Below are 15647 nucleotides of genomic sequence, written 5' to 3' on the forward strand. Positions count from 1 at the left end.
TGCTATTTATAGATATAATTTTCCGCAAGAACTTCGAGCTAAAATACTAGCTTATGCTAAAGAACATAATATCAAAGAGTAAGCCACAAAAGAAAGGAAAAACAATGCAAAAAATACTTCAAATCAATTTAGAAAAAAGAAAAGCTTTAGAGAATTTCAAAAATCTAGCTTTATTAGGATTAGGTGGAACAATGCTTTTAAATTTAAAAGAACAAGCTTTGGATTTTAGTCAAGAATTAACTTATATAAATACTTATGATAAGTATTTAAATTTAAAGCTTGATTCTTTTTATATCCCTTCTACACTTTTATCTTTGCTTCAATTAACTAAGAAAAGCAAAGAAGCTTTTTATATCAATGTTTTAATCAATAGCGATACACATTATAAAAATCCTTTATTACAATATGCTATTACCCAAAAACAAGAACAAGAAAATATCGTTTATGCTTTAAAAAATAATGAAAATCTTAATGCTTCTTTTGCAAATCTTAATGCTTTAAAATTAGCCTTAGAAGAAAAGAATTTTTATCTTAATTTTATAGACTTAAACAGCAAAGAAAGTCTTTTAAGTTTTTATAATCAAATAATAAGCAATCATCATCTTAAAGATTATTTTTATATAAAAAATAATCAATTTTTTATTAAAAAAGATATAAAAAATAAAATTGTATTTCATAATATAAATTCTTCTTCTATTATAAGTAATTATCTTAGATTGTTAAATGATTTTAATACTTTAAGCAAGATAGAACTCATAAATATATTAGAAAGTTTAAGTTTATACAATCTTTCAGCTTTAATGCAAACTATGCAAACTATACAATCAAAAAATGAATATAACTCAAAAGACTTTGATAAAGATAGTATCTTTTTATCTAATATGATTATGAATGTGAGATTGAAGTAAAAAGATAGTAGATTTGGTAAATTTAAATCTTGTTAAGTTTATTATTTAGTTCAAATAAAAAATATAAAAAAATATAGAAATTCAATAGAAAGAAGAGAAGCTTAGTTAAAAGTTTGTTTGGTGCAAGCCACAAGGGAGTTTCGCCCCTTAAGAAAAGGGGCAAGGCTAATAAGCCTTGACAGTAATTATACAAATTAGTATAATTATAAGTACGAAACGAAACATAGTTTCACCCCCTTTCTAGGGTGTGATTATGCCACAGGGTTGCAGCCTTGTGGTAAAACCCTTAATGCAATTATACCAAACAAATTCTTTGACTTCTTAATACATTTTATTTATGATTGAATCTTATCTTTTAGCATAAGCAAGAAAAATATAAATTAAAAAATAAAATAATTCAACAGAAAGGAGATAAGCTTAGTTAAAAGCTTGTTTGGTTAAGCCAAAGGGAAAATTATAGCTCCCCTTAAAAAAAGGGGAAATCAAGTGTTAATAACACTTGACTATAATTATACAAAGTAGTATAATTATTACTATAATTTTATTGGACAATTTAATCACCGCCTTTCTAGGTTATGATTAATGCCAAAGGTAGCCGCCTTTGGCATCTACCTTTTATAATTATACCAAACAAACTCTTTAACTTCTTAAAACAGTCCATGAAAAGATTTTACTTTTTATTCCTTAGCACTTTGTTTTTTGCACCTTCATTTTTATTTGGTGCAACTGAAATAGCTAATAGCAATTTAATTTATACTTGGGGTTATGGCGATGTGATGAATGAAATCATGCAAGCTGTTAAAGGTATAACCACTGAAACAAGTTATATCGTTAATGCAGCCTTAGCTATTTCATTATTGCTTTTTAGTATCAAAAAAGCAATGGATGGACAAACAAATCCTGTGTTTGAATTTGGAAAAATGTTTATACTTTTTGCTGTAGTGTGGCAGATGTTTTTAAGGGCGCCAAATGACAATAGTCACCGCTTCATGATTCACGATGAAGTAACAAGTAAAGATTATGTCATTTCTCAAATTCCTATAGGCATAGGAAAAAGCTTTGCATTAATGACACAATTTGAAAGACTTATTCTAGAAGCTATGGAAAAACATTTTTCAACTCCACAATCTACAAATTTTTCTAATGCAGGTTTAGGTTTTTCACTTCAAGTGATGAGTACTTTACCAAGTGTAAAGCTTTCGGCTATTGATGCAACTTTGCAAAAAAATATTGATTTTTATTTTAGAAACTGCGTTTCAGTAGGTATCTTACTTAATCAACAAGGTAGAAATCTTTTTCAAAACTCTGATAATTTAATGCAAGATCTTTTCACAAACATAGGCAATGGCTCTCAGCTTACTCCTTTGTTTAAAAATAACAATAATGTTGAAGAACAAAGTGTTGTGCCTTGTTCTGATGCAGGTCCTCAAATCGTTGAAATGATTCAAAACGATACAGATGAAGCTATGAAGATTCATGCTGCTTTGCTTGGCATGGCGAATGATATGACAAATTATGAGCAAAAGTTCTTAGGCGCTGCACAAATCTATAACGAACAAGCTGTAAGTGCTAGATCTTATTTACAGCAATCCATGGTAATGCTTGCTTCTCAAGATGCAATCATTAATACCGCTAAATCAGTAGGATTAAATCCTGCTTCTGTGGCTGCAAATACTGCTTATGCGGATCAGCAATTTTATGCAAGTATGCAAGCACAAGGACACATGGCGCAAACTTATTTGCCTTTAGCTAAAGCTTATTTAACAGCTATTATCATAGGTTTATCTTGGCTTGTTGCTTTGCTTTCTATTGTATTTGGCTCTTACGCACATATTAAGATGTTTTTTACTCTATGTATTTGGATAGTGCTTTGGACTCCTATACTTTGTATTATTAATTTTATAAATGATTTTAATCTTATGAATGTTGCACAAGTAATAACAGGTGGAAAAGCAGCTTTAAGCTTAGGAGATAATATGCTTATATTCAAAGAAGTAGCAAATAGATCAAATTTCATGAATTATCTTGTAATGAGTACTCCTGTTTTAGCTTATGCAATTGCTAAAGCAAGTGAGCAAGGATTTATAACTTTTGCTTCTGGATTATCTCAAGCTCTAACAGGTGCTTCAAGAGCTGCTGGAAGCTTTGCAAATCAGCAAGCCTTATCTACGCAAACAAGCATTGCTGCTCCTAGAGGAGATGAAGTTTGGGCTGTGGGTGCAGGTTATAATACTCTTCAATCTTCGTTTGGTGCAGGTGGTAGAAGTTTTATGGGAACAAGAGATATGCAACATGGTGGCGAATTAGTTAAAGATAATATGACTGGAAGTTCCGCTGTAATCAATGCTAATGGTTCTATAGGTAATGCTTCTATTAAAGGATTAAATGCTGGTATGACTGCAAGCAATTTAGAAACAAGAGCACACGCTCTAAGTGATGCGATTCAAAATTCTAACCTATCTCAAAGAGCTTTAGAAGTTGCTAGTGGAAAAGGAGATAGCTTAGCCTTATCAGAAAACGATAGAAATACTATTACCAAAGCATCACAACATGCTTTAGCTAATGCTTATTCTAAAGTAACAGGTGTGGATGTAAAACAAGCTTATGAAGATGTGATAAATGGAAAAATTGGCGGTGGTATTGGCTTTGATAAAAATATAAAAGGAGTTAGAATAAATGTTGATGCAGGAGGCTATGTATCTACAGGTTCAGTAGAATCTGAAGATTGGTATCAAAAACTAAGCAAAGATCAAAAAGAAACCTTTAATAAAACCTTTAACGAAAGTATTTCTAATGAAATTGGTAAAAATAGAGATGCAAGTGCTTCATTTAATAACCTTCTTAAAACAGGAAATGTTACAAATTCTGCTAGCATCAAAAGTTCTATGGATAGCTATAATGAAGCTAAAACGCTTAATAATTCAGTGGGTTATGATGGCGGATCATCTATCGTTCAAGGTTATATCAATGAAAATTATGGTGGCGTAGTTAATAAAGAAAATGTGGCTTCTGCTGTGAATGCTGTTGAAAATATGGCTGCAAGGGGAGATATGCAAGGATTATCACACTATGCAGGAGTAAACTCTAATGTCAATTCAAATGGATTACACGAGCAAACAAAACATAATTATTATGATCCAAGAGGTGTTATGACTGATCACAATAAAGCCATAGACGATTTAAATTCAAGATATCAAGGTTTCTTGAAAACAAGAAATGCTCCTGCTAAAGTTGAATCAGAAGGATTAGCATTTGATGTAGAAAAAGCAGCAGGCGCAGCTGAGAAAAAAGCAGGAACTGCTATCAAAGAAAGAAATGAAAAAATCAATGATACTTATAAATAATAATACACTAAGTCTAGTTTTAACTAGGCTTAGTGATACCTATTATGGTGTATATTTCCTGCCATAAGTCTATATGCTGGATCAAAAATATAATCCTCTCGTGATCTTAATGAGTCATCAGTATCCTTAACATTCTCTTTTAAAAACTTCTTGATTTTCAATAATGTATTTTTAGAAAACAATTTGCTTAACCTATCTCTGATTAAATACAAAAGACAACAAGTTATTAAAACACTAACAATAGATGCAAGTACTGCTAAATAAATAATTAAGTGCGCTTTATCCATCTTTATTCCTTTCAATTATAACTTATTCATATTTTTAATAAAATTATACCATATTTTAATAAATTTTTGCAAGTATTTTTGCTATAAAATGCCTATTTTTTAGGGGTTTGAAACGGATTTCTTTCTTTTTTTTGACTTGATTGTTTTATTTATTGCTTAATGAAAATTAATTTGGGTATAATTAGCAAATTAATTTTTTTAGCTTCATATTGATTTGCTAATCAAATATAAATGTTAAAATAGTCTATACAGTATTTAGGATATTAATTGAAAGAATAAAGAGGGTAGTAAAATGAAAACCACAGAATATAATACGCAACAAAAAAATAATAAAGAATATTTAGCTGAGAGAAAAGCAGTTAAAAAAACTATGGCAAAAATGGAAAAAGAGTTAGAAAAACCTGCTATAAATGCGGTGTTTCAAAGACTTAAAAATAAATGAAATATATAGAACTAAGCGAAGCTATTGCTATACACGAAAAGATTATTGAAAAAACAGGCGGATTAAGTGGTTATAATGAAACACAAATAGGATATTTGGCTAGCGCATTAGAGCATATAAAAAACGATGATTATTATCCTACAATAACTGATAAAATTACACATTTAATATTTTCCTGTGTAAAATTTCATCCATTTGCTGATGGAAATAAACGGACTTCGATATTTCTAGGTATGCACTTTTTAGATTTAGATGGTAAATATAATGATAAATTTGCTGAAGTTATGGAAGATATTGTTGTCGGTGTTGCAGATGATTCTATTGCAAAAGATGATTTAAATCAAATTTTACAAAATTTTATTGATAAAAATATAGAAGTTGAAGGATAATTTTTATCATAACCATCAAAATATAAATTCACATTTGCATTATTATATTGATAACGAAGTTTAATACAGTTTCCGACTTTTTTATATTTAGCATTATTGTACTTCTCTAATAAAATACCTAAAATAATAGTATCACTCATTTGCACTCCTTTAAAACGAAAATCTAAATATTATGTTATTATACAATCAACATTTTAGAGCAATACTAAATATAAACTAAATTGACAATTTTTTAATTGTATGATATAATTTAAAATCATTATAAGGGCGGATCGAGATCGCCCATCTTAAATACTATTTTAAGTAGCTATTCAAATCTTTTTCAAAACTCTCTATTAAATCACTTAAAAAAGCATTGATTTTATTTGGCATAACGCCTATAAAGGTATTATGTGATTTTGTGGTGATTCTAGGAGCTAAAGCCTTTTGATTTGTTATTTTTGTTTTATATAAATTTTCCCAGTGAAAACTTCTATTTCTGATTGTGAGTAAAAGGTTAAGAACAATATTTGCTTTTTCTATATTGCTAAAACTATTTTTATATTTTTTATTATTTACATAGTGAAAGTAATATTCTTTGTTGTGTGCATAATATTTTTTAAAATTTATATTAGAAGAATTAATTATTTTTGCCTCTAAGTGTTCTAGCTTAATTATAAATATTACATCTCCTAAAGAAATTCTTGAAATGAGTTGATTGTTATCTAATATTTCTTTGTTTTGCAATTTAATTATTTTTTGTTTGATGTTTTCTTCGTTATAATTTCTTAACCATTCTAAATCTTTTTCTTTCATATGTTTATCTAGTAAATTTCTTAATACTAGTTCAAGTATTGCTATTTTTGTTGTTATGCTTGCAATCATTTTTAAATTATCAAAATGTTCGTAAATATTATTATAAGATTCTAATCTTTCTTTAGAAAACAAATATTCAAGATCGGTTTGTTCTGTTGGCATGAATTTCTCTAATATTGGATTAATATTCTTAAATCATATCAAATTTTTACAAAAAATATTATTATTCACACTTGTAAGTACTTTTTTCAAGCTTTCTTTCCATTTCTTTTTTTGGAAATAAAATTACATGGTAAAATGACTTATCTCAAAAGCCTATTTTACCAATGTTTTTACTTTCAAATGGTGTTTTTTACCCATTCAGATTCAACTATTGAAAGAACTCTTGCGGTTTTGTAAATATTGTCTTGCGGATTTAGTATAGTTCTCACAGCGTAATACTGTTCGTTTTTAACTTCCTCTTTTTCAACTACAACTATCGTATCAACTGATTCTTCTTGAAGTTTCAAAGGAATGTACAAAACTACCCTTTGCTTATAAGCTGCAGGAATAATCATCTTTTGAAGATTATAATTATCTTTGATGATTTTCAATTCACCATTAATAATGTGTCCTATGAACCTATCATTTAGTTTTTCACAATTTCAGGTAATCGCTCTTTTCTCTCAAAAAGATGCAAATGATTTACCCTAAAATCCAATTTACTATCAAAAATGATTTCATTTTTGAATGTATCATAATCGCTTAAAGATTTAGGTATTTCTAAATCATCTAAAACTCTATCTCCATTAGAACAAAATTTTCTAAAAACATATCCTCCGTTTTCTTGAATTTCAAAGTATGCAAATATTGGAAAAACACCTGTACTATACAAACCTGTATTGAAACATGCCTTTGTTTTGTCTTTATTATAAGTAATAATATCAGGATAGCTTTTATTTTCATAAATGAACTCAAAATATTTAAAAAGATAAGAAAATAAAATATTATTTCCGTTTCCCCAAAATTCTTTTTGAGCTATATTAGAAAGCTCTTGGAGCGTATTTAGAAAATTTGGAAAATAGGCAAATTGAAACAACAAAGGTTTCTCTTCAACTTTGTTTTGAATTTGATCACGATTTGAAGTCTTGTTTCTTGTGGTAGCTTTTTTAACATAAACTAAAGAAGGTTCGTTTTCATCTTTTTCAAGATCAAAACCTGCTTCTATTAATGCCTTACTACAATTGATTTTTAAATCATATTTTCTTTTCAAATATTGACTGATATGTCCTGTAGTAACATGGTCAAATTTAGTTTTACTATCTTCATAGGCTTCTAAAATTAATTTTTCTATGTTTTTTTCCACGCTAAAAACCTAATTGTCCTTTCTTATAATCTTCTAAACCTTTCAATAGTCCAAAAAGTATGTCAGAATCAACCGCTCCTTCAATAGGAGTGCCTATTACTTTTCCTGTTGGAGTTAAAATATAAGTTGTTGCGAGTTAATTGCAAATCAACTAAATAAAATACATATATTACAAGTTGTTTTCAAGCAATATGTAATTTTATTTCAATATGTGATACACATTAATACAACTTTACTTCAAGTATAGTTTATGTTTATGTAATTTTTATTTCAACTTAACTACAACTTAACTACAACATAATTACAACTTGAGTTCAACTTTATTACAACTTAACTACAAAAAAGAGTTTGTTTAAAATACTATTTTATAGGGTTTTTAATATTAATTTAATTTTTATTGTTGAAAAAAATATACTAAAAAGTGTAATAAAAAAGTAAAATATCAATATTCATGGCTTATCTATGTTAAAACCCTTATTTTTAGGTTCTTTTGCTTTTTTTGAAAAAAATGTAAAAAGTTGAGCCAATGGGCATAATGCAAGAGTATAGCCCAAATATAGGCATTTAAAGCTTATTATTGCGGGCAAGTAATATCAATGTTTTACCGACATTTTGCGATTTGTAAAAAGCTTTTAAAATATCTATTTTGTAGGTTTTTAAGCATTATTGATAATCGAGTTATTGTGTAAGATTTTTGGCAAAAATAGACTTTAGAGCTAAAAACTACAAAATTTTCTTCATGGCGTGTATTTTTGATTGTGCTTGATTTATAGCGATAATATGAGATCAAGGGCTTATTTTAGAAGTTCTTGCGAATTTTCAAAAATGCTTTGCAGTTTTGAAATGGGCTGTGGTTTTTGTTTTGTGTTGCGATTTTTGTAGGTTTTTTTGTGTTTTTTTGATTGCAAGTGGGTATCTTGAATGGATATAGGGTTTAAAATGACAGAATTAACCTTTAAAAGGCTAAAATGATTTTTTTAATGGTTTTTATCGTTTTAGGGTTATTTTTTTGATTTTTGGGCGTTTTTTGAAAGAATATCGATTAGTGTTTCAAAATCTTGGATTTCTGATTTGGTAATTTTGAATTTATCTTTGAAGGTTAGGAATTGATAGGCTGAAACTATATCAAGCTTTGGGTATTTGGCTTGTAAATCGATAATGCTCTCATGGTTTTTAACTCTTTTTAGTTTGGCAATAAAAGTGTTTTTTGTTTTTTTGATATAAGCCATAACAGTAGGTGTCATTTTGCTTTTGTTTTCTTCGGTTTTGCCATAGATTGAGAGTATGAATGCTAGACAGCTAGTTATATTGATAAATAATTTATCGTTTTTCTCTTTGTGGATTATTTTGTTTAGGTATATTTTGGTAAACCAAGTTTCTATGGCTTTGTGCATTTTGTTTTTTCGCTTGGGCGTGTATTAGTTTTAGACATAAGTTTTCTCCTGTGGTTTTAGTGCTTTATGAAATTATACCGTATTTTTATTTAACTTGGGTATGAAATGAGTATTTTTATATATCAGGGAAAGTTTATGCTAGAAATATGTTTAAAAAGTGGCAAAGATAGGGAGAGAATGAGAGAAAGAATAAGGCAATAAATGAGGGGATAAAGGGTGAGAAGAATACTTTTCTATTTCAGGGGCTAAAAAGGTTTAGGTTGGGTATAAAAATGCCCTTGCTTAAACCTAGACTTTTTAATGCTTAATTAAAACTATTTTTTGTCTTTTCGTGGGTTTGGATTTGGAGTATTTTTTAATTGAAAAATTTACAAAAATTTTAGAGTGAAGATAGGTAAAAAAATAAAAATAAAAATAAAAAATGATAGATAAAAAAACAAAAAAAATAAATCAAAATAAATATAGTTTTGCTGTAATTTTCTCTTTGAATTTTTGCTCGTGAAAAGTACAAGATAATTTTTTTATTTTTTTAATCATTTAAAAAACAATATTTTTTATATGAAAATTCACAGAAAAAAAGATAAAATTTTAATACTAATTTTAATTAATTTTATTTTAAGTCTAAAATATATAGAGATAAAAGTGGTATAAAAAATACACTATTTAAAAAATACTTATTTTTTTACTTGTTTTTAATTGATTTTTATATCTAAAATATTTTCTCATAAAAACATGATTACTCGTTTATATAGATAGACTTTTCAAGCTTTCTTTCCATTTCTTTTTTCTTTTTTTCAATTGCTTCATCAAATCCTTTAAGCACTGAAAATGGAGCAAACTGTGCCGCTCTTTTTTCTAATGGCATAAGAGGATATTTTGTAGATTTTTTGTATTTAATATTAATAATATCATCGTGGTTATTAGGCATTGTGTCCTCCTATTTGCGAATTAATTTTTAAGCCATTTTCAAGACTCGAGGCTTTAAAAATAGATTTTTTTCCATATTTGTGAACAATCGCGAGTCTAGCTTTTTGTAATTTCTCTTCTTTTATAAAATTTTTATTTTCCTTCTGTTCTATGTCGGCAAAAAGACTGGGTTCTTTAATTTTTTTTATCGTGTCATTTTTTACAACATTATTAAGAGTAAGACTTATTTTTCTAATTAAAAAATCAGCATTAACTATTAAATCAAACAATTCTAAACCTTTATTGCAAATAGTTTCCAAGGAAGAGCTGTGGTAATCCAAATTGATTGTTGAATGTGCATTTTTTGGAATAGATCTTCCATAGGAATCTTTGCTCATTGGACCCTTGTAGCTTTGTACCTTTTCTAAGCTTTCTTTATCATATTGTACATCTAAAACGATTTGATTGCATGTTAAATTTTGCTCAATTAGCTCAAGAACCATATGATCGACGATTTCTTTAAGCATATTTCTAGCTTTTTTAAAACTATAAGGCTTAGGCAAAACCTTAGCCATTACCTTAGAGATATGTTTGCTTTTATATTCTTTAATAGCTTGCATTGTACAGCTTTCAAACCCCCAAGCATGATCGATTAATAACTCAGCATTTACTCCAAAAATTTGATAAAGTTTATCCTCGTTATTAAGAGAGTATCTTGCTAAATCTCCCATATTGTTAATGCCTATGCTTTTTAGTTTTGTTGCATATCCTTTGCCTATACGCCAAAAATCATTTATGGGCGTGTGTTGCCATAATTTTCTTCTATAAAGCATTTCATCCAAATACCCTATGCAAAGTCCATCTTTATTAATATTTTGTTTTTTGGCTAATATATCCATTGCAATTTTTGCTAAGTAAAGATTTGTTCCTATTCCCGCAGTTGCTGTTATTTGAGTTGTTTTTAAAATTTCAAATAATATGTTTTCAATGAGTTTGCCAGCAGATAGCTTATAATGTTTGATATAAGGAGTTAAATCAATAAATACTTCATCAATGGAGTAAATATGAATGTCTTTTGGATCAAAATACTTTAAATAAATACTGTAGATTTTAGAACTATAGTCTATATATGTTGACATCCTAGGTTTTGCAACAATGTAATCAAGTTCTAAATTAGGATTATTTATTAGTTCAAGATGATTGTATGATTTTGCACTGAAATATTTAGCAATTTTTAAGCGCTTGTAATTGATTGTTTTTACTTTTTGTATTAGTTCAAATAGTCTTAATCTGCCTGATATATTATAAGATCTTAATGCGGGAGATACCGCAAGACATATTGTTTTTTCAGTTCTACTTTCATCCGCAACTACAAGATTGGTATTTAGAGGATCTAATTTTCTTAAAATGCATTCAACAGAAGCATAAAATGACTTAAGATCTATAGCTGCATATTTTTGCGTATTATCCATATTTTCACATTTGTATATAATAATTATTTTTTAATTGTATAAAAAGAATTTTAATAGACTAAGATTGTTAATTTTTAGTTCTTGTTTTGGAATTAATCAATAAAACAATCAAGCTTGTAGATTTTTTCATCTAAAAATTTTATCAAAAACCATGCCTTGTTTAAAATTACATAGTATTACTCAATATTATGCTTTTATATATTTAAATCGAGCGAGCAAAGTATACGAAAAGATTTATATCAAGTTTAATTTTAAATGATAAAATTTAAGCTGAAATAATGATAAAGTTTTTTGAAAATGCTGATTGTAATAAAAAGTTACATTAATATAGGCAAATGAAATTTTCTGCTATTTTTTTTAATAATAATTGCTATTGATAAAATAAAAATCTGCCTTATTTTATACATGGAAAAATCTCAAAATCTTTATCACTCCTTTCATTTTTCGCTATTTAAGAAAAAATGGAACTGTTATAATAAGGATCTTGCTTTTTATATAAATCATAAACCAAAATACCAATAAATTAAAAAAAGAAAGAGAAAATTAGTTGAAAAACAAATCTTTTAAAAAGACAGGAGAAACAATGAAAAAACTTAGAAAAATATAGAAAAGAAATATTTAAAGATAAAACTTCTGCTTACAGCATTACATAGCATTATGCCAAAAGATATAAAGGAATAAAACGAACGAAGTGCAATTTGACAGCTGGAACGAACGAAAAAAGAGCTTAAACAAAGTAAAATTAATCAGAAAAGTTAGTGTAAAAAAAGATTTATTGGCTTAGCATTGGTTTAAATATCGGTGCTGAAGTTTAAGGTAAAAATGAGTTTTTTACGCGTCCTGTTTTGGTAATAAATAGTTTTTATAATGGCACATTTTTAGGCGCACCTTTAAGTTCTAAGACTAAAAACAAAAAAAGGCTTTTTATTTCACAAATTTAAGGACAATAAAGACACTTTACAAGTTGCACTTTTAGGACAAATGAGAGTTTTTGATACTAAAAGGATAAAAACTTACATAGGAAAAATCAATGACAAAGATTTTGAAATGATTAAAAATAAAATAGTAGAAAATATAATAAGCCCTGCACTAAGACAGGGAAATTCAAAAAATGAGCCAAATCCTTTCATTTCTGAAAAGTAATGAAAAAATTATTACTAAAAAATATTAATCTAAAATAAAGGATTAGCATGACAGAAGAGAAAGAAAATATTATTAAAGAAGTTTGTAAAGAGTTAAACACTACTCAAACTGAATTAGGAAGACAATTAGATGTCTTTGCTTCTACAATAAATACTTGGGCTAGTGGTAAAATTCTAACTTAGTGGATTATATTCTACTGAAGAAATGGGCGTTGGAATGACTGAAACTAGCAATATTATTATCGATATTGAAGCTTACCAAAACAATACTCATGAAAACAAAAAGAAAGTTGATTTCTCACAAAACTTTTCACAATCAAACGCTACAACTTTTAGCGAAGATGAAAGACAAGTTTTGTTATCTTTGGGACTCGAAGTGAAAAATGAAGATGGTTATTATTGGATTGTAGGAAATACCTATGGTTTAAATGAAAAAATCAAGCAATTAGGTTATAGATTTCACTCTGAGAAAAAAACATGGTGGAAGCAAATTGGAAATGTAGCCTAAGAGCGCACATGAAAATATGTTATAATTTAGGAGTTAGTATGCAAGGATATGCCATGAAAAAAGAAATTACACTCAATGAGAGCTTTAAAGCATTATTGAAAAGTATTTTTTCAGATACTGATCAAGCTAAAAAGCTCATTCAAGCTTTTGAAGAATTTGCTAATGATAGAGCAACAACGCAAAGGCTTAATTTTGGGAATTTAAAGTAAGAAGCCATTGAGCAAATAAGAAATGAGTTGGTTAGCAAGGATTTATTCCAATCTGAGACTAAAGGACTTGAAGCCGAAATCAAACGAATGGAAAGTTCCTTACAAAGTGAAATCAAACTATCAATAAGTTCATTAAAACAACAAGGAATCTATTGGCTTATAGGAGCTTGTGTTGTTAGCATTGCCACTATAATTTCAAGTGTTTGGGCAATAATGGACTTTATGGTAGAACACTTAAAATAATACTCTCGCACTAGAAACAATCTAGTGTAACTTAATCCTAAGGTGGGATATTTTAACCCTTGACTTTTAGTATTTTTTTGTTATAAGATAAGAAGAAAAAAGAAAAATTTTTTCAAAAAAATAGTAATATTTACAAAAATACCTACAAAAGCAATCTTAAGATTCATGGAATCTATTGGCATAGGATTGTTTATAAATAGTCTTTATGGTTTACAAACAGGCGATAGTAGAGCTTTTATTATCCTCATCGAAAGTTTGCTAATTTTAACGGTAGTTGCATTATCATCAATCTTTCTTAAAGATTGAACTTTTTTTGAAAAAAGGAGAAAAAATGGATGGTTATAATATAGCTATTTTAATTGGTGCTATCACTCTCGTTTTTGGCATATTGGTTTTAGTAGCTCATTATCTCAATGATAAACACACTAACGAAAGTAAAAGTTAAAAACCTTATTGTCTTAGAAATGATTTAAAGATAGACAAAATTAAATCAAAAATTGTAGGCTGTAAAATAAACATTAAAGCAGCAAGAATAATTACATATGTTCTAACTTCTCTTTTAAAGCTATCTAGTTTGTTTTCAAGCTTATTAAGTTTAGCACATACTGAATCTTCAGGCTTATCAAGTTTAGCACCTATTGAATTTTCAAGCTTATTAAGTTTAGCACATACTGAATCTTCAGGCTTATCAAGTTTAGCACCTATTGAATTTTCAAGCTTATCAAGTTTAGCACCTATTGAATATTCAAGCTTGTCAACTGAATTTTCAAGCTTATCAAATCTAGTATTCAAAAGATCTATAGTTGGTAATTTAGAAATGGCTTCTTTAAATTCTCTAAAAGATTTGTCTTTTATTTCTTGAGAATTTATTTGGCTTTCTTTAGCAAATTCGTTAAGAGCTTTAATGAAATTTTCTTCAGTTTGATCTTTAAAATAGATAGAAAATAAAGCTTTTACACCTTCTGAAATATAATAATTTTTCATATTTATACAACCTTTTTTTAATTATAACATAGCAAATTTAAAAATGCAGTTTTTATAAAAATAAATAGAAATTTGTTTTGATTATATTTTACTCAATATTTTTTATTACATCTATGGTTAGTGAATATAATTAATAATTTTTATAAGGGTGTTTTCTGCTTCTTTGTTTTTATTCTTCTTTTTAAAAGCTACATCACAACACTTTATACTCTAAGCTTTTTAAAAGTACTCAAATAAGATTATCATAATAAATAATAAAAAATCAATTTCTTATTATTTTCATTTTATTTTTTTCTTTTTTGTTATAATTTATATGTTAAAATAACATATTACAAAGTAAACAATATGGATTTATCTCATTCATTAGGACAATATATTATTTTAGCTTTTGCAATAGCCGTAGCCATATTTGTTACATTTTATGACTTTGATAAAAAAGAACATCAACATAATATAAAAAAATAATATCCTTAATATTTATAAAAATTAAAAAAGATTTTAAGTCATTCTAAAAATAAAAATTTATACTATTTTTTAAAGGATTTGCTATGCAAAAAAATATACAAGATTATATTATTGATGTTCATTCTTGCGATCCCCATTCATCAAATGCTTATAAACAAGATTTATTCGATGTTTTAAATGAAGATTTTACCAAAGAATATGAATTCATAGATAGTCCTACTTTAGATGATATAGTAAAACACAAACAAAGTGATGAAGTTTTTAAAGTGTTTTATAAAAAAGATGATAAAATAAGATTGCTTAGAGTTAGTAATATGCAAGCTTTAAATCGTTTTGATAAACTTAAAGGTGCAATGACAAAAATAATTTTAGATAGTGGTTTTAAACCTGATAAATAAAAAGGATTAATATGTGTAAATATCAAGAATATATAGAGCAAAGAAAGGTTTTATGGGAAAAAAGTTTTGAAGCCTTTAAAGATGAAAGTATATCAAAAAGAACAGCTTGAACTTGCAGAAGCAGGAATTAATGATGGCTTAGAGGAGGATTAATTATATAATTAACCATATATTTATATTAGTTTTTTTTAAAAAACCGTTTTTACTATTCTTTAATCTTTTATATTGTATTTTGATTGTCTTATTTATGTAATTTTATATATAAAAAAAGTTTTTTCCAATTTTACAACAAAATCCTTTATGGTATAATAAAAATAAAAATTATATAAGAAAGGATACAAATGGCTATAAAAATTGAAATTAGCGGATTTGATAAGGATTTTTTACCTGTTTTTGAGAGTTTAGCTAAAAGCTTA

16 protein-coding genes and 1 pseudogene are annotated in these 15647 nt (G+C 27.2%); 10 read left to right on the top strand and 7 right to left on the bottom strand.

Going from position 1 to position 15647, the window contains the following annotated elements:
- Positions 1 to 104 precede the first annotated feature (104 nt).
- Both AJN60_RS00345 and AJN60_RS00350 read left to right on the top strand, forming a co-directional pair.
- On the top strand, positions 105 to 908 hold the full coding sequence (locus AJN60_RS00345; RefSeq protein WP_070285656.1) for a hypothetical protein: 804 nt from the start codon (positions 105 to 107) through the stop codon (positions 906 to 908).
- Between the two features lie 659 nt (positions 909 to 1567).
- On the top strand, positions 1568 to 4252 hold the full coding sequence (locus AJN60_RS00350; protein ID WP_070285657.1) for a conjugal transfer protein TraG N-terminal domain-containing protein: 2685 nt from the start codon (positions 1568 to 1570) through the stop codon (positions 4250 to 4252).
- Between the two features lie 29 nt (positions 4253 to 4281).
- Here the strand turns inward: AJN60_RS00350 and AJN60_RS00355 are convergent, their stop codons facing one another.
- A complete protein-coding gene (locus tag AJN60_RS00355) occupies positions 4282 to 4539 on the bottom strand; it encodes a hypothetical protein (protein WP_002871455.1) in 258 nt (85 codons plus the stop codon).
- 292 nt (positions 4540 to 4831) lie between these two features.
- Here AJN60_RS00355 and AJN60_RS09635 point away from each other — a divergent pair, with 292 nt between their 5' ends.
- Both AJN60_RS09635 and AJN60_RS00360 read left to right on the top strand, forming a co-directional pair.
- Positions 4832 to 4981 carry a hypothetical protein gene (locus AJN60_RS09635; protein WP_002861539.1) on the top strand — a complete coding sequence of 50 codons (150 nt, stop codon included), beginning with the start codon at positions 4832 to 4834 and terminating at the stop codon, positions 4979 to 4981.
- Positions 4978 to 5370 (top strand): type II toxin-antitoxin system death-on-curing family toxin, encoded by a 393-nt coding sequence (locus tag AJN60_RS00360; RefSeq protein WP_002861538.1) that lies wholly within the window; start codon positions 4978 to 4980, stop codon positions 5368 to 5370. Before AJN60_RS09635 ends, AJN60_RS00360 begins: the two co-directional genes overlap by 4 nt.
- A 294-nt stretch (positions 5371 to 5664) precedes the next feature.
- On the opposite strand, the gene AJN60_RS00370 is transcribed toward AJN60_RS00360, so the two are convergent.
- From AJN60_RS00370 to AJN60_RS00390, 5 genes and pseudogenes are all read right to left on the bottom strand, one after another.
- Positions 5665 to 6327, bottom strand: coding sequence for a hypothetical protein (locus AJN60_RS00370; RefSeq protein ID WP_002871457.1), 663 nt, complete (start codon positions 6325 to 6327; stop codon positions 5665 to 5667).
- A gap of 176 nt (positions 6328 to 6503) precedes the next feature.
- A pseudogene (locus tag AJN60_RS00375) lies at positions 6504 to 7510 on the bottom strand (DUF3825 domain-containing protein).
- 1001 nt (positions 7511 to 8511) lie between these two features.
- Positions 8512 to 8904, bottom strand: a complete 393-nt coding sequence (locus AJN60_RS00380; RefSeq protein ID WP_070285659.1) for a hypothetical protein — start codon at positions 8902 to 8904, stop codon at positions 8512 to 8514.
- Positions 8905 to 9640: 736 nt separating this feature from the next.
- Positions 9641 to 9832, bottom strand: coding sequence for a hypothetical protein (locus tag AJN60_RS00385; RefSeq protein ID WP_002779581.1), 192 nt, complete (start codon positions 9830 to 9832; stop codon positions 9641 to 9643).
- Positions 9825 to 11282 (bottom strand): Y-family DNA polymerase, encoded by a 1458-nt coding sequence (locus AJN60_RS00390; protein WP_070285660.1) that lies wholly within the window; start codon positions 11280 to 11282, stop codon positions 9825 to 9827. Before AJN60_RS00390 ends, AJN60_RS00385 begins: the two co-directional genes overlap by 8 nt.
- 981 nt (positions 11283 to 12263) lie before the next feature.
- On the opposite strand from AJN60_RS00390, the gene AJN60_RS09640 reads away from it, so the two are divergent.
- The 5 genes from AJN60_RS09640 (at position 12264) to AJN60_RS09875 (ending at position 13384) form a co-directional block, all read left to right on the top strand.
- Positions 12264 to 12425 (top strand): hypothetical protein, encoded by a 162-nt coding sequence (locus AJN60_RS09640; RefSeq protein ID WP_002834683.1) that lies wholly within the window; start codon positions 12264 to 12266, stop codon positions 12423 to 12425.
- Between the two features lie 47 nt (positions 12426 to 12472).
- Complete coding sequence (locus AJN60_RS00395) at positions 12473 to 12607, top strand: transcriptional regulator (RefSeq protein ID WP_002861523.1); 135 nt, start codon at positions 12473 to 12475, stop codon at positions 12605 to 12607.
- Positions 12608 to 12641: 34 nt separating this feature from the next.
- A complete protein-coding gene (locus tag AJN60_RS00400) occupies positions 12642 to 12932 on the top strand; it encodes a recombinase (RefSeq protein ID WP_237766514.1) in 291 nt (96 codons plus the stop codon).
- A 53-nt stretch (positions 12933 to 12985) separates the two neighbouring features.
- Positions 12986 to 13141, top strand: coding sequence for a hypothetical protein (locus AJN60_RS09870; RefSeq protein WP_002861521.1), 156 nt, complete (start codon positions 12986 to 12988; stop codon positions 13139 to 13141).
- An 87-nt stretch (positions 13142 to 13228) separates the two neighbouring features.
- Positions 13229 to 13384: a hypothetical protein gene (locus AJN60_RS09875; RefSeq protein ID WP_225899392.1), complete on the top strand. Its 156-nt coding sequence runs from the start codon at positions 13229 to 13231 to the stop codon at positions 13382 to 13384.
- Positions 13385 to 13834: 450 nt separating this feature from the next.
- On the opposite strand, the gene AJN60_RS00410 is transcribed toward AJN60_RS09875, so the two are convergent.
- Entirely contained in the window at positions 13835 to 14368 is a 534-nt protein-coding gene (locus AJN60_RS00410; RefSeq protein ID WP_070285662.1) for a hypothetical protein, read from the bottom strand.
- A 548-nt stretch (positions 14369 to 14916) separates the two neighbouring features.
- Between AJN60_RS00410 and AJN60_RS00415 the strand changes: the two genes are divergently transcribed.
- Positions 14917 to 15231, top strand: a complete 315-nt coding sequence (locus tag AJN60_RS00415) for a hypothetical protein (RefSeq protein ID WP_002790365.1) — start codon at positions 14917 to 14919, stop codon at positions 15229 to 15231.
- The last annotated feature ends 416 nt before the right edge of the window (positions 15232 to 15647 follow it).

It is taken from the genome of Campylobacter sp. BCW_4323 (assembly GCF_001763115.1).
Classification (GTDB): domain Bacteria; phylum Campylobacterota; class Campylobacteria; order Campylobacterales; family Campylobacteraceae; genus Campylobacter_D; species Campylobacter_D jejuni.